Raw genomic sequence first — 20,347 nt, forward strand, 5'->3', positions numbered from 1 at the left:
CATGGGGGACATGACGCAGCAGCCGTTCTCCCGTCCCGGTGCGATCGACCTCTCCGCGCTGAAGCGCCCGGCCCAGGCGCCCCCGGCCGCCCCCGGAGCGCCCGGTGCGCCCGGCGCGCCCGCCGCCGGTGGTGCCCCGGGAGGCGCCGGCGGCAGCGGCGCCTACGCCGTGCAGGTCGACGAGCAGAACTTCCAGACCACCATCGAGTCGTCGATGACCGCGCCGGTGCTGCTGGCCTTCTACTCACGCACCCAGCTGCCCGAGAGCGGCCAGATGGCCGACGACCTGGCCTCCCTGGCCGACGAGTTCGACGGCCGCTTCCTGGTCGGTCTCGTCGACGTCGACACCTCCCCGCAGATCGCCCAGGCCGTGCAGGTGCAGTCGCTGCCCTACGTCGTGGCCGTCCTCGAGGGCCGCCCCGCGCCGCTGCTGCAGGACGTCGTGCCGCTCGAGGAGCTGCGCGGTGCGCTCACCCAGGTCGTCCAGCAGCTCACCGCGCAGGGGATGACCGGGCGGCACCAGCCGCGGGCGGGTGCCCCGGCGGGTGACGAGGAGGAGACCGAGCAGGTCGACCCGCGCTACGCCGCCGCCCAGGACGCCCTCGGGTCGGGCGACATCGACGCCGCGGTCGCGGAGTACCAGAAGCTCGTCGACGCCAACCCCGCCGACGCCGAGGCCGTCGCCGGCCTGGCGATCGCCAAGGTCATGCAGCGCACCCAGGGCGTCGACCTCCACGCGGCTCGCGCGGCCGCGGCGGCCGACCCCGACGACGTCGAGGCGCAGACGCTCTGCGCCGACCTCGACCTGGCCGGCGGGCACGTCGAGGACGCCTTCAACCGGCTCGTCGACCTGGTGCGGCGCACCAGCGGCGACGACCGCACCAAGGCGCGCGAGCACCTGCTGGGCCTCTTCGCAGCCGTCGGCAACGACGACGAGCGGGTGCTGCGCGGGCGCGGCAACCTCGCCTCCGCGCTCTTCTGAGCCGGTGGGCCTGCTCGCCGGGGCGGCGTACGTCGGCGCCGGCCTGGGCATGTGGCGGCGACGCCCGCGGCTGATGCTGCTGGGGATCGTGCCGGCACTGCTGGTGCTGCTCGCGATCCTGGCGGCCCTGGTGGGGCTGCTGGTCAACCTCGGCGACCTGGTGGCGTGGGCGACCCCGTTCGCCGACGGGTGGGCGGAGGTGCTGCGCGGGCTGCTGCGGCTGGGGCTGGCCCTCCTGGTGGTCGTCGGCTTCCTGGTGCTGACCTCGGTCACCTTCACCGCGGTGACGCTGACGGTCGGCGACCCGTTCTACGAGCGGATCTGGGTCGCCACCGAGACGATGCTGGGCGGGCCGGTCCCCGACGAGGGGCCCTCGGCCTGGCGCTCGCTGGGCGACTCGGCGGTGCTGGTGCTGCTGGGGCTGGTGACGGCGGTGGGCGTCTTCGCGGTCGGGCTGCTGCCGGTCGTCGGTGCCGTCGTCGGCGCCGGCGTCGGCCTCGTGGTCTCCGGGCGGCTGCTGGCCGGTGAGCTGCTCTCGCGGCCGCTGGCGGCCCGGGGGATGGACCGCGCCGCCCGGCGCGAGCTCCTGCGCGCCCACCCCGGCCGGGTGCTGGGCTTCGGGGTCGCCACGCAGGCGTGCTTCCTGGTGCCGCTGGGCGCCGTGGTCGTGATGCCCGCCGCGGTGGTGGGCGCCACGATGCTGGCCCGCGACCTGCTGACCCGGCCAGAATCTCGCGCTGACCCGGCCAGGATCTCGCGCTGACCCGGCCCGTATCTCCGCCTGCGCCCCCTGCCCACGGTGGTGGTGGGCGGGCTGCCGGCTGGCAGGATGTCCCGGTGCTCCTCTCCTCGGGCCGGGTCTCGGCGACCGGCCAGGCGCCTCGTCGTGCCCTCGTCGTGCACAGCGGCGGGGTGCACGTGCTGGCCGCGGCGCGCTCGCTGCACGCCGCCGGCTGGGAGGTCGGGGTGGCCTCCGCCCACGGTGAGCTGGCCCGGTCCCGGGCCGTGCACCGGGACTTCTCCGTGCCGGCCCCCGAGCACGATCCCGACGCGTTCGTCGCCGCCGTCGCGGCGCTGGTGGCCGAGCACGGCTACGACGTGGTCTTCGGCGCCGACGACATCGAGGTGCTCCTGCTCTCGGCCCGGCGCCACGAGATCGGCTGCGTCGTGCCGTACGCCGCACACGCCGACGTGGTGCGCGCCATCGACAAGCTGGCCCTGGTCGAGGCAGCCGGACGCGTCGGGCTGGCCGTGCCGCACACCGAGATCGCGACGCCGGCCTCGCTGGCGTCGGTCGACGGCCCGGTGGTGGTCAAGGCCCGGCTGCACTGGGACCCCGCCGCCGGCGGCAGCGCCCGGCATCTGATGGCCCGCGTCTGCGCGGGGCGCGACGAGGCCACGCAGGTCGCCGACCAGATGGCCGCCGCCGGTGGGGGACCGCTGCTGCAGGAGGTCGTCGACGGGCGGCTCTCGGCCCTCAGCGTCGTGGTCGACCAGCAGGGCCGGCTGCTCGGGGCGGTGCAGCAGTGGAGCCCACGGCTCTCCAGCCGCCTCACCAGCTGCCGCGCCGTCACCGTGCCCGTCGACCCCGAGCTGCTCGACGGGGTGCGCCGCCTGCTCGACGAGATGGGTTGGTGGGGCCTGGCCAACCTGCAGTTCATGTCGGCGCCGGACGGACCGCCGCGGCTGATCGACCTCAACGGCCGCTTCTACGGCAGCCTCGCGCTGGCCGTCGGCAGCGGCGTACCCCTGCCCGACCTGTGGGCGCGCGCGGCGCTCGGCGACGACGTCGCCCCGGTCGCTCCCGGACGGGTGGGAGTGCGGTTCCAGTCGTTCTTCGAGGACGTGTCGCGGGCCCGGCGAGAGCGGCGCGGCGGCCTCCTGCGCGACCTGGCCTCCACCCTGGCGCACGCGCCGGGGGCCGTGCACCCGCACGCCGACCTGCGCGACCCCGGGCCGTTGCTGGCGGCGCTGCGCGAGCGGGGCCGGCGCCGGGGGAACCATGACTGAGCCGGCGCGCCGCCGCGCCCGCCTGGTGCCGCTGCGCGAGGTCGACCCGCCGCTGCGCGAGGCGTGGGACGCCCTGGCCGCAAGGGCGGTCGAGCCGAACCCGTACGTCGAGGCCGGGCCGGTGCTGGCCGCCGCACGGCACCTGCCCGACGGCGCCGGCGCCGAGCTGCTCGTCGTCGAGCGCGCCGGTCTGCTCGAGCTGGCGCTGCCGCTGTTGCGCTCGCGCGGCTACCGCCGCGTGCCGGTGCCGACCTACCGGGCCTGGGGCCACGACGACTGCTTCCTCGAGACCCCGCTGCTCGACAGCCCCGACCCCGAGGCGACCTGGGCGAGCGCGCTGGGCCGGCTGGCTTCGGGCACGACCGGCTGGCTCTCCTTCGAGCAGCTGCCCGGCGACGGGGTGGTGCGCTCCTCACTCGATGCGGCGCTCGGCCGCGGTGACACCGTGGTGCTGGCCTCGACCGAGCGTCCGGTGGTGCACCGCCGCGCGGAGGCGACGTACCTCGACGGTCGGCTGAGCTCGTCGCGTCGCCGCAAGCTCGGTCGCACCCGTCGACGGCTCGAGCGCCAGCTCGGTGCCGAGGTGTCGCTCGTCGACCGCAGCGGCGTGGACCCGCAGGCTGCGCTGGGTCGCTTCCTGGAGCTCGAGGCCGGTGGCTGGAAGGGCGAGGCGGGCACGGCCGTGGCGGCCTCGTCGGCCCGGGGGAGGGCCTTCACCGAGACCTTCGTGCAGGCCTGCGCCGCCGGGCGCGCCCAGCTGTGGGAGCTGCGCGGCGGCGAGACGGTCGTCGCCTCGCTGTGCGTGCTGGTCAGAGGCGGCGGTGCCTTCCACGTCAAGACAGCCTTCGACGAGGCCTACTCGTCGAGCTCCCCGGGCCTGCAGCTGGAGGTGGCGGTGCTGGAGGACTTCCACGACGACCCGGCGCTCGGGTGGATCGACTCGGGCGCGGTGGAGGACTCCTCGAGCCCCTCGACGCTGCTCTACCCCGGCCGGCGCCGCCTCGACGCCGTGGTCGTCCCGCTGCGCGGGCGCTCCTCGCGCCTTCCCGCCCTGGCCCTGCGCCGCTGGCTGCAGCACCGCACCCGCCGCTGACCCGGCCCGAACTTCGCACTGACCCGGCGCAAACTTCGCATTGACCCGGCCCGGTCCGTCCGGCGGGAGGTTCGGGCCGGCTCGGCGGGAAGTTCGGGCCGGCTCGGTGGGAAGTTTGGGCCGGCTCGGCGGGAAGTATGGGCCGGGTCAGGGGTGGCTGCGGCCGCTCTCGGTGTACGCCGCGGCCTCGCCGTCGAGGTTGGCGAGCGCGGCCGCGACCCGTCGGGCGGTGAACTCGGCCGCGTGCTCGTGGACCTCGTCCATGGTGCAGAAGCGGGCGCTGCGGATCTCGCGGGCCTGCTCGACGATCTGCTCGGTGATCGAGGCGTCGTGCTCGCCCCCGTCGAAGACCAGGCAGATGGCGTCGTCCCAGCCGCCCCAGGTGGGCAGCCAGTCGGTGAGCAGCAGCCGGCCGGCGGGGATCTCGAGAGCCAGCTCCTCGGTGACCTCGCGGGCCACCGCCAGCTGCGGCGACTCGCCGACCTCGACCACGCCGCCGGGCAGGTCCCAGTCCTGCTTGTAGGTCAGCTGGCACATCAGCACCCGGCCGTCGCGGTCGCGCACCAGCATCTGGCTGATCGCGCGCTTGCGGGGCAGGAAGGAGTTGAGCAGCGCCCGGAACGCCCCGGGGTCGCTGAGCGGTGGGTCGGTGGCCAGTCGTGCCAGCACGACGTACCCCTCGGTCGTGCTCTCGCCCGGCACCACCCGCTCGACACCCTCGCGGCGCAGCCCCGCCCGGGTCGCGGCGCGCAGGGCGCCCTCGGCGTCGACGGGGATGCGCGACTCGACGCGGGTGGCTCCCAGCCCGCCCTCGTGCTCGGCGGTCAGCGACCAGTCGACCAGCACCCGCAGGGCACGGGTGGCGTAGCCGTGGCCCCGGTGGGCGTCGTCGAGGCCGCCCTCGAGCCAGACGGTGGTGGCGTCCTTGCGCACCACGCCGAGGCTGCCGACGGGCTCGTCGTCGACGACGACCGAGAACAGCAGCGCCGCATCGTCGTGCGGCGACATCGGGTGGTCGGCCGGGGCCGTCGGCCGCAGCGTGACCGTGCCGTCGGTCAGGGTGGGGTGCTCGTCGGTCACGCCGCCACCCTAGCCAGCCGCTGCCAGCCCGGCCCCGTGCCCAGCCCCGCGCCCAGCCCCGCGCTCAGGACCGCGCCCGGAACCACACCGTGGCCAGCGGCGGCACGGAGATGTCGGCGTGCGCCGGCTGGCCGGCGTGCTCACCGGCGACCGCGGTCACCGAGCCGTAGTTGCCCACCCCCGAGCCGGTGTAGGTCTCGGCGTCGGTGTTGAGCACCTCGTCCCACTCGCCGGTGGCCGGCAGCGCCAGCCGGTAGCCGTGGTACGGCACCGCCGAGAAGTTCGAGACGCACACCAGGTCGGGCTCGCCCGGGGCGCGGCGCACGAACGAGAAGGTGTTGCGCCCGGCGTCGTTGCCGTCGAGCCACATGAAGCCCTCGGGGGAGCTGTCGCGCGCCCACAGCGCCGCCGAGTCGGCGTACGTGCTGTTGAGGTCGCGCACCAGGCTGTGCACGCCGCGGTGCTCGGGGTGGTCGAGCAGCCACCAGTCGAGCTCGCGGGCCTCGGCCCACTCCGACTCCTGGCCCAGCTCGACGCCCATGAACAGCAGCTGCTTGCCCGGGTGGGCCCACATGAAGCCGAGGTAGGCGCGCAGGTTGGCCAGCTGCTGCCAGCGGTCGCCCGGCATCTTGCGCAGCAGCGAGCCCTTGCCGTGCACGACCTCGTCGTGGCTGATCGGCAGCACGTAGTTCTCGGAGAAGGCGTAGACGAGCGAGAAGGTCATCTCGCCGTGGTGGTAGGAGCGGTGCACCGGGTCGTTGGCCAGGTAGGCCAGCGAGTCGTTCATCCAGCCCATGTTCCACTTGAACCCGAAGCCCAGCCCGTCGTGCTCGGTCGGGCGGGTCACGCCCGGCCACGACGTCGACTCCTCGGCGATCGTGACCACGCCGGGCACCCGCCGGTAGACGGTGGCGTTCATCTCCTGCAGGAACTGCACGGCCTCGAGGTTCTCGCGCCCGCCGTGGATGTTGGGGGTCCACTCGCCCTCCTCGCGCGAGTAGTCGAGGTAGAGCATCGAGGCGACGCCGTCGACGCGCAGACCGTCGGCGTGGAACTCCTCGCACCAGTAGATGGCATTGGCGTAGAGGAAGTTGCGCACCTCGCGGCGCCCGAAGTTGAAGATGTGGCTGCCCCACTCCTTGTGCCAGCCGCGCTGCGGGTTGGGGTCCTCGTAGAGGGGGGTGCCGTCGAAGCGGGCCAGCGCCCACTCGTCGGTGGCGAAGTGGCCCGGCACCCAGTCGAGGATGACGCCGACGCCGGCCTGGTGCAGCCGGTCGACGAGCAGCCGGAAGCCGTCGGGGTCGCCGAAGCGGGCGTCGGGGGCGAAGTAGGACGTCACGTGGTAGCCCCACGAGCCGCCGAAGGGGTGCTGCATCACCGGCATCATCTCGACGTGGGTGAAGCCGAGGTCGACGACGTAGGCGACCAGGTCCTCGGCCATCTGCTCCCACGACCACATCGACTGGTCGTAGTTCTTCTTCCACGAGGCCAGGTGCACCTCGTAGACGCTCATCGGCGCCTGCACCGCGGCCTTGTCGGCGCGCGCGGCCATCCACTCCTCGTCGCCCCACGTGTAGGAGGACTCGAAGACGCGCGAGGCGGTGCTGGCCGGCTTCTCCGCCCAGGAGGCCATCGGGTCGGCCTTGTCGCGCCACTGCCCGTCGGGGCCCAGCACCGCGAACTTGTACGACGTCCCGGTGCCGGCCTCGGGCACGAACAGCTCCCAGACCCCCGAGGTGCCGAGCTGGCGCATCGGGTGCTCGCGCCCGTCCCAGGAGTTGAAGTCGGCCTTGACCCGCACGCCGCGCGCGGAGGGCGCCCAGACCGCGAACGAGGTGCCGGAGACGGTCCCGCCGGGGGCGTCGTAGTGGTGCACGTGGGCGCCGAGGACGGTCCACAGCTGCTCGTGGCGGCCCTCGTTGATCAGGTGCAGGTCCATCTCGCCCAGCGTGGGCAGGAACCGGTAGGGGTCGTCGGAGTCCCACGGCTCGCCCTCGTAGCTGACCGAGAGCGAGTACGCCGGCACCTCGGCGACCGGCAGCACGCCGACCCACACGCCCTCGTGCTCGTGGTCGAGCGGGGTCTCGCCCCACTCGCCGCACACGGTGACCGAGGAGGCCAGCGGGCGCAGCACGCGCACGGTGACCGCGCCCTGGTGCGGGTGCGGGCCGAGGACGGCGTGCGGGTGGCCGTGCTCGCCGCGCACGAGCTGGTCGAGCTCGGCGCGGTCGACCGGCTTCGGGGTGGCCTGGACGGGCTGCTGCGGGGTCGGGGGGGTCATGGTGCTCCGATCTCGGCGACGGCCTGGAGCGGGATGTCCACCCAGGTCGGCCGGTTGCGGGTCTCGTAGACGGTCTCGTAGACGGCCTTGTCGGCGACGTAGGCGTCGAGCAGGGTCCGCTGCTCGTCGCCGATGTCGCCGTCGGCGTAGGCGTACAGGAAGTGGTTCTTGCTGCGGTTGGCCCACTCGGCGGCCTTGAGGGCGCGGACGTCGGCCCCGTCGGGGTCGTCCTCGGCCCAGGTGCGCTCGACCACGCGCGGGGCGTAGTCGAAGGAGCGCAGCATCCCGGCGACGTCGCGCCAGGGGGAGTCGGGCAGCAGCCGCTCGGCGAGCGGCTTGGCCGGCTCGCCCTCGAAGTCGACGATCTTCCAGCCCAGCGCGGTGCGCAGGGTCTGGCCCAGGTGCAGGTCGCCGTGGATGCGGGTCACCGGCACCTCGCCGAGCTCGCAGACCCGGGTGAAGAGCGCTTCGAGCGACGCGCGGTGCTCCTCGAGGCCCGGGGCGGCTGCAAGGGCCGCGGGCAGCCGCCCGGCCATGGTGCCGGCCAGGTCGGCGCCCCGCACGGTCGCGGTGGGGAAGTGCTCGGCCATCAGCAGGTGCACCTCGCGCAGGGTGCGCCCCAGCCGGGTCGCCTCGCCGGCGAAGTCGCCGCCGGCCTCGGAGGCGTGGAGCTCGGGCTGGCGGAACAGGTCGCGCACGCTGGACAGCGCCAGGTCCCAGCCGTCGGAGGCGGTGCGCAGGAACTGCTGGAGCATCGCCAGCTGCATCACCCCGCCACCGGTGTCGGCCGGGTCGTCGGCGTCGTGCCGGTCACCGGCCCGCTGCTCGGGGTCGACCCAGTCGAGCCAGCCGTAGAGCGCGGCCACGTCGGGGGAGCCGACCCGGCTCAGCACCTCGTGGACCTGCACGTCGGGGTTGACCCCCGGCGTCACCTTGCGGAAGACCTTCATCAGGGCGTCCTCGCCGAAGGCCACCGACGAGTTCGACTGCTCGCCCGAGAACAGCGTCGAGTGCGACTCCAGGTCGAGGTCGTGGCCCGGCAGCCGGTGGAAGGCCAGCGAGCTGGCCTCGTCGACCAGGTTGCCGCCCGGCTCACCGCCCGCGCGGTCGAAGGAGCGCAGCCAGCAGGCCATCGCCTCGCGGTCGTGCAGCGCGTCGTAGCCGTGCACCCGCCCGGCACCCGGGTCGTCCCAGGTGGCGACCAGCGCGTGCTCGAGCCGCTCCTGCGGCTCGGGGTAGAGCGCCAGCGGCACCTGGTAGTGCTCGACCTTGTCGGCGGCGTCGTCACCCACGTCGTCGTAGGTCACCTCGGCCAGGCACAGCAGCACCACCGGGCCGCCCGGCACCGAGCCGGGCACCGTGCCCACGCGGCGTACGCCGGTGACGGCGAAGGGCCGGCCCTTGCCGCCGAACCAGCGGGTGCGGCCCAGGTAGTCGACGAAGACCTGCGGGTCGGGAGTACTCGTCGGGTCGTTCACAGCAGCTGGCCCTCCTCGTGGTGCTCGGGCGTGGTGAGCCGGAACCAGTAGAAGCCGTAGCCGGCCAGGGTGAGCAGGTAGGGCAGCTCGCCGATCTCGGGGAACGGCACGCCGCCGATGATCTCGATCGGGCGCCGGCCCTCGAAGCGCCGCAGGTCGAGCTCGACCGGCTGCGGGAACCGCGAGAGGTTGTTGACGCAGAGGATGACGTCCTCGTGGCCGTCCTCGTCGGTGTGGGTGCGCACGTAGGAGAGCACCGTGGAGTTCGAGCCGCCGAGGTCGTGGAACTCCCCGAGCCCGAACGCCGGGTGGTGGCGGCGGGCCTGCAGCATCCGGCGGGTCCAGTGCAGCAGCGAGGAGGGGTTCTCCATCTGCGCCTCGACGTTGACCGACTCGTAGCCGTAGATCGCGTCCTGGACCACCGGCAGGTCGAGCCGGCCGGGGTTGGCCGAGGAGAAGCCCGCGTTGCGGTCGGAGGTCCACTGCATCGGGGTGCGCACCCCGTCGCGGTCGCCCAGCCAGATGTTGTCGCCCATCCCGATCTCGTCGCCGTAGTAGAGGACGGGGGAGCCGGGCAGGCTCAGCAGCAGCGCGTTGAACAGCTCGATCTGGTTGGTGTCGTTGTCGAGCAGCGGGGCCAGGCGCCGGCGGATGCCGATGTTGGCCTTCATCCGCGGGTCCTTGGCGTACTCCGACCACATGTAGTCGCGGTCCTCGTCGGTGACCATCTCGAGCGTCAGCTCGTCGTGGTTGCGCAGGAAGATGCCCCACTGGCAGTTGTGCGGGATCGCCGGGGTCTGCTCGAGGATCTCCGAGATCGGGTAGCGCGACTCGCGGCGCACCGCCATGAAGATGCGCGGCATCACCGGGAAGTGGAAGGCCATGTGGCACTCGTCGCCGCCGGACTCGAAGTCGCCGAAGTACTCCACGACGTCCTGCGGCCACTGGTTGGCCTCACAGAGCAGCACCCGCCCGGGGTACTCCTCGTCGACGATGCGGCGCACCTTCCTGAGGAAGTCGTGGGTCTCGGGCAGGTTCTCGCCGTCGGTGCCGGGGCGCTCGTAGAGGTAGGGCACCGCGTCGAGCCGGAAGCCGTCGAGGCCCATGTCGAGCCAGACCTTCATCGCCTCGATCATCGCGTCGTGCACCGCGGGGTTGTCGAAGTTCAGGTCGGGCTGGTGGTGGAAGAACCGGTGCCAGTAGTACTGCTGGCGCACCGGGTCCCAGGTCCAGTTCGACGGCTCGGTGTCGACGAAGATGATCCGCGCGTCCTGGTAGAGCTCGTCGGTGTCGGACCAGACGTAGAAGTCGCCGTAGGGGCCGTCGGGGTCGGAGCGGCTGGCCTGGAACCACGGGTGCTGGTCGCTGGTGTGGTTCATGACGAAGTCGATGATCACGCGGATGCCGCGGTCGTGGGCGGCGTCGAGGAAGTAGTGGAAGTCCTCCATCGTGCCGATGGCCGGGAGCACCCCGGTGTAGTCGGCCACGTCGTACCCGCCGTCGCGCAGCGGGCTGGGGAAGAACGGCGGCACCCACAGGCAGTCGACGCCGAGCCACTCCAGGTAGTCGAGCTTCTCGACCAGGCCCTTGAAGTCGCCGGTGCCGTCGCCGTTGGAGTCGCGGAAGGAGCGGACCAGGACCTCGTAGAAGACCGCCGACTTGAACCAGTCGGGCGTCGCGTAGGCCGCGTGGCCGGCGTCGACGCCGGAGTCGGTGTGGCCGTCGACGACCGGGTCGTCGCCCAGGGGCGGCCCGTCGAGGTGGGTGACCTGGGCGCCCTGGCCGGGCTGGGCGTCGTTCACGCGGTCCTCCTGACGCTCAGCACGTGAGCGGGTTCGTGGTGGGGGTTGAGTCGCACGTAGTTGTGCTGGCTCCAGCTCCAGGCCTCGCCGGAGATCTCGTCGTGGACGACGTAGGAGTCGCCCCAGTCCATGCCCAGGCTGGGCAGGTCGATGTGCACGGTGGTCTCGCGGGTGGCGTGCGGGTCGAGGTTGACCACGACGATCACGGTGTCGCTGGTGGGGTCGCCGGCCACCGCCTGCTTGCTGAAGACCAGCACGTTCTCGTCGTCGCTGCCGTGGATCACCACGGTGCGCAGCAGCTGCAGCGCACGGTGCTGGCGGCGCAGGTGGTTGAGCCGGGTCAGGTACGGCGCGAGGGTGCGGCCCTCGGCCTCGGCGCCCTCCCAGTCGCGCACCCGGACCTGGTACTTCTCCGAGTCCAGGTACTCCTCGCTGCCCGGCTTGACCGCCACGTGCTCGTACAGCTCGTAGCCGGCGTACACGCCCCAGGTGGGCGAGCCGGTGGCCGCCAGGACCGCTCGGATCTTGAACGCCGCCGGGCCGCCGTACTGCAGGTAGGAGTGCAGGATGTCGGGGGTGTTGACGAAGAAGTTGGGCCGCATCATGTGGTCGGTCTCGGTGGCGAGCTCGGTGAGGTACTCCTCGAGCTCCCACTTGGCGGTGCGCCACGTGAAGTAGGTGTAGCTCTGGTGGTAGCCGACCGCGCCGAGGCCGCGCATCATCGCCGGGCGGGTGAAGGCCTCGGCCAGGAAGATCACGTCGGGGTCGGTGCGGCGCACCTCCTCGAGCAGCCACTCCCAGAACTCCACCGGCTTGGTGTGCGGGTTGTCGACCCGGAAGATCCGCACGCCGTGCGACATCCACAGCCGCACGATGCGCAGCACCTCGCGGCGGATGCCCTCGGGGTCGTTGTCGAAGTTGATGGGGTAGATGTCCTGGTACTTCTTCGGCGGGTTCTCGGCGTAGGCGATCGAGCCGTCGGCGCGGGTGGTGAAGAAGTCGGGGTGCTCGGTGACCCACGGGTGGTCGGGCGCGGCCTGCAGGGCCAGGTCGAGCGCGACCTCCAGGCCCAGCTCGCCGGCCCGCGCGACGAACGCGTCGAAGTCGTCGAAGTCGCCCAGGTCGGGGTGGATGGCGTCGTGGCCGCCGTCCTTCGACCCGATCGCCCACGGGGAGCCGGTGTCGTCGGGGCCGGGGGTCAGGGTGTTGTTGGGGCCCTTGCGGTTGACCTCGCCGATCGGGTGGATCGGCGGCAGGTAGATGACGTCGAAGCCCATCTCGGCCACCGCGTCGAGCCGCTCGGCGGCGGTGCGCAGAGTGCCGCTGGTGACCTTGCCGGTGGCCTCGTCGCGGGTCGCGCCCTCCGAGCGCGGGAAGAACTCGTACCAGCTGCCGAAGAGCGCGCGCTCGCGGTCGGCGTACGCCGGGAACGGGCCCTCGACGCTGACCAGCTCACGGATCGGGTGGGCGTGCAGCACCTCGAGCAGGGCGGGGTCCTGCAGCGCCGCCAGCCGGGCCTCGGCGGGACGCTCGGTGTCCTGCGCAGCGGTGATCGCGGGTCGCAGCACCTCGCGACCGGGGTCGGTGGCCGGCAGGTCGGCCAGCACCCGCTCGAGCAGCAGCCGGCCCTCGGTGAACATCAGCTCCACGTCGACCCCGGCGGGGATCTTCAGCCCCGCGTCGTGCTGCCAGGTGGCCAACGGGTCCGACCAGGCCTGCACCTCGAAGGTCCAGGCGCCCTCGGCGTCGGGCGTCACCCAGGCGCGGTAGCGGTCGGGAGGGTCCGGGAGCTTCTCCATCCGCACGGGCGCGGCGCGTCGGCCGTCGGGCCCGGTCAGCACCACCTCGGCCGACAGCTTGTCGTGGCCCTCGCGGAACACGGTGGCGGCGACGGGAAAGGGTTCACCGACGGTCGCCTTCGCCGGCTGGCGACCGAGGTCGACCAGCGGGCTGACGTCCATGACAGGGATGCGTCCGACCATGGGCTCCACCCTTCCGGCCAGCGCCCCCACCTGCAAGCCGCCACCAGGGTGAGAGGCCCCGACCCCCGTCGGTCGAGCAGTGAGGAGCGCCAGCGACGAGCGTCGCCGAGACCCGGTGAGCTGCCCACTCGTCGTACGACCTCCGTTGGTCGAGCAGTGAGGAGCGCCAGCGACGAGCGTCGCCGAGACCCGGCGACGATCGCGCTCGCCGTACGCCGAAGGTGACCACGCCCACTGCACAGGCCCGCGGCGCCGGCGCCCGTTCCACAGGGGGAAGCGACGTACGACAGCGATGGCCTTGTCCTGGGGAAGCCTCCAGACATGGCCTGGACCTACATCCTCGAGTGCGCCGACGGTTCGTTCTACGTCGGCAGCACGACCGACCTCGAGCGCCGTGTCAGCCAGCACGACCGGGGAGAGGGAGCGGACTACACCAAACCCCGCCGACGACGACCGGTGAGGCTGGTCTGGGCCGTGGAGTTCCAGCGCAGGGACGAGGCCTACGCCTACGAGAAGCGGATCCAGGGGTGGAGCCGGGCGAAGAGGGTCGCCCTGATCGAGGGGCGTTACGGCGACCTGCCCACACTCGCACGTGGCCGGTGTCGACCGCCTGTGGGTGAGGACCTGCCTTGACTCACGGGGTCTCGGCGTCGCTCGAGCCTTCGGCCCTCGCTGCTCGACCAACGGTGGGGCGGTCGTTGGTCGAGCAGCGAGGAGCGCCAGCGACGAGCGTCGCCGAGACCCGGTGAGGCCCGAGCGCGCCGTACGCCATGGACTCACGGGGTCTCGGCGTCGCTCGAGCCTTCGGCCCTCGCTGCTCGACCAACGAGTGCCGTTTGGTCGAGCAGGGAGGAGCGCCAGCGACGAGCGTCGCCGAGACCCGGTGAGCTGCCCACTCGCCGTACGCCGGGTGGTCACGGGGTCTCGGCGTCGCTCGAGCCTTCGGCCCTCGCTGCTCGACCAACGGTGGTGACGGTCGTTGGTCGAGCAGCGAGGAGCGCCAGCGACGAGCGTCGCCGAGACCCGGTGAGGCCCGAGCGCGCCGTACGTCGGGTGGTTGCGGGGTCTCGGCGTCGCTCGAGCCTTCGGCCCTCGCTGCTCGACCAACGGTGGTGACGGTCGTTGGTCGAGCAGGGAGGAGCGCCAGCGACGAGCGTCGCCGAGACCCGGTGAGTGGCGTGCTCGCCGTACGCCATGGACTCACGGGGTCTCGGCGTCGCTCGAGCCTTCGGCCCTCGCTGCTCGACCAACGGTGGTGACGGTCGTTGGTCGAGCAGGGAGGAGCGCCAGCGACGAGCGTCGCCGAGACCCGGTGAGGCCCGCGCGCGCCGTACGCCGGGTGGTTGCGGGGTCTCGGCGTCGCTCGAGCCTTCGGCCCTCGCTGCTCGACCAACGGTGGTGGTGCGGTGGTGCGGGTGGGTCAGCGGGCGTAGACCTGCAGCTCGGAGGCGTGCACGATCGTGCCGCGGTCGGAGGCCGTGGCGCAGTCGGTGTCGTTGAGCGGGTCGTTGTCCTGCTCACCGGCGTAGCCCGGGGTGCCGGTGCACTGGTTCTCCAGGGTCACCAGGCGCACCGCGGCGGCGCGGCTGGCCGGCACCTTGAAGGAGCGCAGCGTCTGGTCGGGCGCGACGGGGCGGGGACGACCGGCCGGGAAGGCGTTGGCCCTCGAGGTGAAGATCCGCTTCCACGACGCCTTGGCCGAGTCGCAGCCGCTGGTGCAGACCTCGATGGCGAAGCGGCGCAGCGCGGTGAAGCGCGAGCCGGAGGCCGGGTCCTCGTCGGTGGCGAGCGGGATCGTCTCGTCCGTGGCAGGGGCGGGGGTCAGCAGCGCGCTGACCTGCACCCGACGGATCGTGTGCGTGCCCTTGGCCAGGTCGACGGAGACGAACGGCTTCGACTCGTCGACGTTGGTCTCGGTGACCGCGCCCCAGTTGGTCGCCTCCTTGCCGTCGATGAGGTGGGCGGTGTTGAGCGAGCCCTCGGTCGCGTCGATGACCGTCGCGCCGTTGGCGGCTGCGGCCAGGTTCTTCTGCTTGGTCAGGCGCACCGTCCTGCTCTGGCCGGCCTTGACGCGCAGGGTGAACCGCTTGAAGCCGCCCTTGCCGGAGGTGTAGAGCATCCGGTACCTGCCGGGGACCATCTGGACGGTGGCGTCGAGCTTCGTCTTCGGCGAGGTGTCGGCCACGGGGGTCACCCGGGCCTGGTAGTCGCCCACATAGATCTTGCCGGCGCCGCGCGAGGCCTTGAAGGTGACCTTGCCGTTGCGCTGCTTGGGGGAGGCGAAGCCGCCCTTGACGTGCTCGGAGTCGGCGTCGGGGGTGGAGGCGTCCTTGCCCATGCCGCGCTGTGCGAAGGCCTTCCACATCACCTTGACGTCCTCGCCGCCGAAGCGCATCCGGTCGGCGGCGAGCATCGCGTCGCGGGCGTCGAGCATCGAGGTGGCGCCCTGCTGGAGCAGGAAGGCGTCGAACATCAGCTGCACCCAGCGGCGGTTGCCGGGGCAGACCTGCGGGGCCAGCGGGCTGGCGTCGTCGGTGGCCTGGGCGCACCGCAGCTGCAGGCCCTCGTCGGCGTACGGGAACCGGCGGTCGTGCTTCTTGACCAGCGCCTGGCGCACCGACCACTGGGTGCCGCTCCAGATCTCGCCGTCGGCGTGCACCTGCTGGCCGGTCGTGTCGAAGCCGACGTTGCTGAAGTTCAGCGGGTTGCGGTTGATGGCGTAGTCGCGGATGGCGGTGCGCTTGTTGCCGGTGGCGTAGACGCCGACGGCCCAGATGTTGCCGCCGTTGTCGTAGCCGTGGCTGAACTGGTACTCCGCGGCGACCAGGTCGCCCCACGACTCGCCCATCGCGCCGCCCTGGGCGGAGGTCAGGCCCTCGTCGGGCCCGGCGACCATCCGGTTGCTGATGGCGTGGGTGTACTCGTGGCCCACGATGCCCATGTCGAGCCCGCCGTCGGTGCACGGGGCGTAGAAGGCGCCGGCGATCGGCTGGAAGAGGTACTGGTTGGTGATGCCCGGCACGCCGTCCTGCAGCGTGATCTGGTTGGCGTTGTCACGACCCAGGTACGTGGGCTGGCCGCCGCTGAGGGCGCCGGCCTGCACGTTGCCGACCTCCTGGTCGCCCTCGACCCCGCCGCGCCCGAAGTTCTCGAGCTGCAGGTTGTAGTTCGACTCGGTGAAGCCCAGGTAGTAGCTGTAGTCGTGCATCCGGTTGTGGGAGACGAAGAGGTTCTGCGTCGAGAACTCGATGTCGTTGCCGCCGGGCACCAGCTGCGTCGGGTCGCACTTGGAGTTGTTCCACGCGTCGGTGAACTCGCCCGTGTACTCCCGGGTGGGGGAGACCGGGGCCTGGAACAGCCCGCCGGGGGTCAGGGGGCTGGCCCACGCCTCGTGGGTGTTGGCGTTGTTGCCGACCGTGGTCGCGGTGGTGGCGCCGGTGGCGTCCAGCGCGTCCCAGGGGTAGGTCGAGGCGACGTTCTTGAACGGGCCGGAGGGCAGCGTGCAGCCGGGCCCGGCGACCCAGCAGCCGATCACCGAGTTCCTGGGGGTCGACTCGTCGTCGACCGAGCTCATCGACGGGTTCGCGGTGAAGTAGCGCCACCTCGGCGAGAACAGCTCGCCGCCGGTGGAGGGCGCGCCCTGGTCGCTGGTCGTCAGCAGCAGCGAGTAGGTGCCGCTCACCGCGGAGGCGGAGTCGAAGGGGCAGACCTGGACGCCGTAGATGCCGGCCGCCAGATCGTCCGAGGAGTACGTCGCCAGCTCGGGGCTGGTGAGCAGGTCCTGGGTCAGGAGCAGCTCCTTGCCGGGACCGAAGATCTTGACGGTGATGTCGTCGGCCGGCGTGCTCAGGCCCAGCGCGTTGATGGTGCGGGTCTTGTCGTCGGCCAGCTCGAAGTCGTGCACCGGCCCGCACTGGTCACCGGTGAAGGCGCCGGTGAAGACGTCGTTGACCTGGTCGTGCTCGACCTTGTTCTCGCGGTGCAGCACCTCGCCGCTCACCGCGTCGACCAGCAGCGTGTAGGCGAAGGCCTCCCCGGCGCCGCTGTCGACCACGTTGGCCTCCAGGACCGGGCGCACCGAGCCATCGGCCCTGGCCAACGCCCGCAGGCGGACCTGCTGGGGCTGGGCGAAGCCCGGCACCGTGAGCATTGTCCAGTCGTCGGTGACGCTGCTGACGATGTCGCCCACCGTGCCGGCGCCCAGGTCGCGACCGACGTTGCGGGCCGCGGCCAGCCAGCCCTGCAGCGGGCTCAGCGTGGCCGACGAGGCGTCGAGGTCGGCCTCGGCGCGCACCAGCGAGGAGGAGACGTAGGCGATCTCGCCGCGGGCGACGCCCACGGTGACCATCGAGCCCAGGGCGGGGGTCAGGTCGCCGAAGCGCTGGCGCAGCAGCACGGCGTACCCGGGGTGCGGGGCGCCGTCGTAGGCGGCGAGCTCCTGGGCGTTGACCAGCTCGAGGCCCCGCATCTGCGAGGCGTCGAGCCCGAAGACCGCGGCGTTGGCCTCGAGCCAGGCGCGGGCGGACTTCTCGGCGTTCGCGGCGCCGGCGCCGGGGAAGGCCGCCTTCGCGAGCACGCCGCCGGTCGGCAGGATCGAGGCGGGGGTGCCGAAGTCGTTCCAGCGCAGGCTGATCGCGCCCAGGTCCTCGGCGACCCGGCGCTGGGCCAGGCTCGGCAGCACGCTGCCGCGCGCATCGAGGTCGGAGAGGCCGGGCACCGAGTCGGCGAGCGTGGTGACGTCGTCGGCGCCGAGGGGCGCGGGAGCGGCGGCGGTGCTGGTGGCGAGGGCGGGGAGCTGCGCGAGGCCGGGGACCAGGGTGGCGGTCACCAGGGCCAGCGCCGCCGTCCTGCGGCGGCGGCTGCGCACGGGGTCAAGGGTCATGGCCTCTCAACGGCGGGCGCCGTGAGCGGTTATGCGCCCGGCCGCCGAAACGGCCTAAAACCTGACTATGTGACAGGTTCGTGACCTCAAAGAAATCTTCTGAAGCCTTTTGGATCGTTCCACACAGCCGCTAGCGTCAGCGGGTGCGCGCCATCCGACGATTCACCGTCCGCCCTGTCCTCCCCGCCCGCCTGGGCGCCCTCAGCGAGCTCGCGGGCAACCTGCGCTGGTCGTGGCACCCCCCGACCCAGGACGTCTTCGCCACCGTCGACGCCGCGCTGTGGGAGTCCACCGGCCACGACCCGGTGCGGCTGCTGGCCTCCGTGGGTGCCGACCGGCTCGAGGAGCTGGCCGCCGACGAGGCGTTCGTGGCCCGGCTCGACGCCGCCCGCGCCGACCTGGCGGCCTACGTCGAGGGGGAGCGGTGGTACCAGCAGCGCACCGCCGCCGGCACCCTCGCCGGCCCGGCCGGCGGCGCCGCCCCGCGCGCCATCGGCTACTTCTCGCCCGAGTTCGGCATCACCGCGGTGCTGCCGCAGTACTCGGGCGGCCTGGGCATCCTGGCCGGCGACCACCTCAAGGCCGCCAGCGACCTGGGCGTGCCGATCATCGGCGTCGGGCTGCTCTACCGCCACGGCTACTTCCGCCAGTCGCTCTCGCGCGAGGGCTGGCAGCAGGAGACCTACCCCGTCCTGGACCCCGACGAGCTGCCGATCTCGCTGCTGCGCGAGGAGAACGGCACGCCGGCCACGATCGCCATCGCGATGCCGGGCGGGCCCGACCTGGTCGCCCGCATCTGGGTCGCCTCGGTCGGGCGGGTGCCGCTGCTGATGCTCGACACCGAGGTCGAGGGCAACCCCGAGCACTACGTCGACGTCACCGACCGCCTGTACGGCGGCACCTCCGAGCACCGTCTGCGCCAGGAGCTGCTGCTCGGCGTCGGTGGCGTGCGCGCGCTGCGGGTCTTCTCGCGCCTGACCGGCCACCCCGAGCCCGAGGTCTTCCACACCAACGAGGGCCACGCGGGCTTCCTGGGCCTGGAGCGCATCCGCGAGCTGACCGCGGCCGCCGACGGCCCCGGTCTCGACTTCGACACCGCGCTCGAGATCGGGCGCGCCTCGACCGTCTTCACCACCCACACCCCGGTGCCCGCGGGCATCGACCGCTTCGAGCGCACCCTGGTCGAGCAGTACTTCAGCGAGGGCGGCGCGACCCCGGGAGTCCCCCTGGAGCGGATCCTGGCGCTCGGCGCCGAGGACTACGACGGTGGCGACGGCGCGGTCTTCAACATGGCGGTGATGGGCTTCCGCCTGGCCCAGCGCGCCAACGGCGTCTCCGAGCTGCACGGCCACGTCTCCCGCGGGATGTTCCGCGGCCTGTGGCCGGCCTTCGACGAGGCCGAGGTGCCGATCACCTCGATCACCAACGGCGTGCACGCCCCCACCTGGGTGGCCCGCGAGGTCTTCGGCCTGGCCGAGGGCGTCGACCCGGACTCCGACGACGCCGGCGCGTTCCTGGCCGCCGCCGACGAGGTCGACGCCGGCCGGATCTGGGCGGTCAAGCGCGAGCTGCGCCAGCGCCTGGTCGACGACGCCCGCGCCCGCCTGTCCCGCTCGTGGGTCGAGCGGGGCGCCGCGCCCGCCGAGCTCGGCTGGATCGACTCCGCGCTCGACCCCGACGTGCTGACCATCGGCTTCGCGCGGCGGGTGCCGTCGTACAAGCGGCTGACGCTGATGCTGCGCGACCCCGCCCGCCTCAAGCGGCTGCTGCTCGACCCCGAGCGGCCCGTGCAGCTGGTGATCGCCGGCAAGTCCCACCCCGCCGACGACGGCGGCAAGCGGCTGATCCAGGAGATGGTGCGCTTCGCCGACGACCCCGAGGTGCGCCACCGGATCGTCTTCCTGCCCAACTACGACATCGCGATGGCCCAGCCGCTCTACCCGGGCTGCGACGTGTGGCTCAACAACCCGCTGCGCCCCTACGAGGCGTGCGGCACCTCGGGCATGAAGGCGGCCCTCAACGGCGGGCTCAACCTCTCCATCCTCGACGGCTGGTGGGACGAGTGGTACGACGGCGGCAACGGCTGGGCGATCCCCTCGGCCGACGGGCTCGACGACCCCGACCGCCGCGACGACCTCGAGGCCACCGCGCTCTACGACCTCCTCGAGAACCAGGTCGCCCCGCGCTTCTACGACGTCGACGACGCCGGCGTGCCGACCGGGTGGGTCGAGATGCTGCGCCACACGCTGCGCTCGCTGGGGCCCAAGGTGCTGGCGACCCGGATGGTGCGCGACTACGTGCGCGAGCTCTACGCCCCGGCCACCGGCCACGCCCGCGAGCTCAACAGCGACTACGCGGGCGCCGTCGACCTGGCCGCCTGGAAGCGCCGGGTGCTGGGGGCGTGGCCCGCGGTGCGCGTCGAGCACGTCGAGAGCAGCGGGGTGGGCGACTCGCCGGAGGTCGGCGCGGTGCTCTCGACCCGGGCGTTCGTGTCGCTGGGCGAGCTGGACCCCGCCGACGTGACGGTGCAGCTGGTGCACGGCCGCGCCGACGCCGAGGACGCCATCATCGACTCCCACCGGGCCGAGCTGGTGCTCGCCGAGACCTACGGCGGCGGCCGGTTCCGCTTCGACGGTGACGTGGCGCTGAGCCACGCCGGCGCGTTCGGCTACACGGTGCGGGTGCTGCCGCAGCACCCGCTGCTGGCCTCCGACGCCGAGCTCGGGGTCGTCGCGCTGCCCGCGTGAGGGTGCCGGC

General features: G+C 72.9%; 12 protein-coding genes. 6 read left to right on the forward strand and 6 right to left on the reverse strand.

Features of this window, described 5'->3' with window-relative positions:
- Positions 1-10: 10 nt before the first annotated feature.
- The 4 genes from JOE61_RS18535 (at position 11) to JOE61_RS18550 (ending at position 4,085) form a co-directional block, all read left to right on the forward strand.
- Complete coding sequence (locus tag JOE61_RS18535) at positions 11-982, forward strand: co-chaperone YbbN (protein ID WP_193667465.1); 972 nt, start codon at positions 11-13, stop codon at positions 980-982.
- Between the two features lie 4 nt (positions 983-986).
- Positions 987-1,745, forward strand: a complete 759-nt coding sequence (locus tag JOE61_RS18540) for an EI24 domain-containing protein (protein ID WP_204797313.1) — start codon at positions 987-989, stop codon at positions 1,743-1,745.
- 74 nt (positions 1,746-1,819) lie between these two features.
- Positions 1,820-2,992 carry an ATP-grasp domain-containing protein gene (locus JOE61_RS22620; protein ID WP_193667464.1) on the forward strand — a complete coding sequence of 391 codons (1,173 nt, stop codon included), beginning with the start codon at positions 1,820-1,822 and terminating at the stop codon, positions 2,990-2,992.
- Positions 2,985-4,085, forward strand: a complete 1,101-nt coding sequence (locus JOE61_RS18550) for a GNAT family N-acetyltransferase (RefSeq protein ID WP_193667463.1) — start codon at positions 2,985-2,987, stop codon at positions 4,083-4,085. Before JOE61_RS22620 ends, JOE61_RS18550 begins: the two co-directional genes overlap by 8 nt.
- A gap of 147 nt (positions 4,086-4,232) precedes the next feature.
- On the opposite strand, the gene JOE61_RS18555 is transcribed toward JOE61_RS18550, so the two are convergent.
- The 5 genes from JOE61_RS18555 to JOE61_RS18575 form a co-directional block, all read right to left on the reverse strand.
- Positions 4,233-5,165: an NUDIX hydrolase gene (locus JOE61_RS18555; RefSeq protein ID WP_307823092.1), complete on the reverse strand. Its 933-nt coding sequence runs from the start codon at positions 5,163-5,165 to the stop codon at positions 4,233-4,235.
- 64 nt (positions 5,166-5,229) lie between these two features.
- On the reverse strand, positions 5,230-7,446 hold the full coding sequence (gene glgB / locus JOE61_RS18560; RefSeq protein ID WP_193667462.1) for a 1,4-alpha-glucan branching protein GlgB: 2,217 nt from the start codon (positions 7,444-7,446) through the stop codon (positions 5,230-5,232).
- On the reverse strand, positions 7,443-8,924 hold the full coding sequence (locus tag JOE61_RS18565) for a maltokinase N-terminal cap-like domain-containing protein (RefSeq protein WP_193667461.1): 1,482 nt from the start codon (positions 8,922-8,924) through the stop codon (positions 7,443-7,445). The genes glgB and JOE61_RS18565 overlap by 4 nt, the downstream gene beginning before the upstream one ends.
- The gene (gene treS, locus JOE61_RS18570) at positions 8,921-10,726 is read right to left on the reverse strand and encodes a maltose alpha-D-glucosyltransferase (protein WP_204797314.1); all 1,806 of its coding nucleotides are present in this window, start codon (positions 10,724-10,726) and stop codon (positions 8,921-8,923) included. The genes JOE61_RS18565 and treS overlap by 4 nt, the downstream gene beginning before the upstream one ends.
- Complete coding sequence (locus JOE61_RS18575; protein WP_193667460.1) at positions 10,723-12,708, reverse strand: alpha-1,4-glucan--maltose-1-phosphate maltosyltransferase; 1,986 nt, start codon at positions 12,706-12,708, stop codon at positions 10,723-10,725. The genes treS and JOE61_RS18575 overlap by 4 nt, the downstream gene beginning before the upstream one ends.
- A gap of 321 nt (positions 12,709-13,029) precedes the next feature.
- On the opposite strand from JOE61_RS18575, the gene JOE61_RS18580 reads away from it, so the two are divergent.
- Positions 13,030-13,341: a GIY-YIG nuclease family protein gene (locus JOE61_RS18580; protein WP_193667459.1), complete on the forward strand. Its 312-nt coding sequence runs from the start codon at positions 13,030-13,032 to the stop codon at positions 13,339-13,341.
- 787 nt (positions 13,342-14,128) lie between these two features.
- On the opposite strand, the gene JOE61_RS18585 is transcribed toward JOE61_RS18580, so the two are convergent.
- Complete coding sequence (locus JOE61_RS18585) at positions 14,129-17,590, reverse strand: M36 family metallopeptidase (RefSeq protein WP_193667458.1); 3,462 nt, start codon at positions 17,588-17,590, stop codon at positions 14,129-14,131.
- Between the two features lie 143 nt (positions 17,591-17,733).
- On the opposite strand from JOE61_RS18585, the gene glgP reads away from it, so the two are divergent.
- A complete protein-coding gene (glgP, locus tag JOE61_RS18590; protein ID WP_193667457.1) occupies positions 17,734-20,337 on the forward strand; it encodes an alpha-glucan family phosphorylase in 2,604 nt (867 codons plus the stop codon).
- Positions 20,338-20,347: the final 10 nt, after the last annotated feature.

This window comes from Nocardioides salarius, from assembly GCF_016907435.1.
Lineage (GTDB): Bacteria > Actinomycetota > Actinomycetes > Propionibacteriales > Nocardioidaceae > Nocardioides > Nocardioides salarius.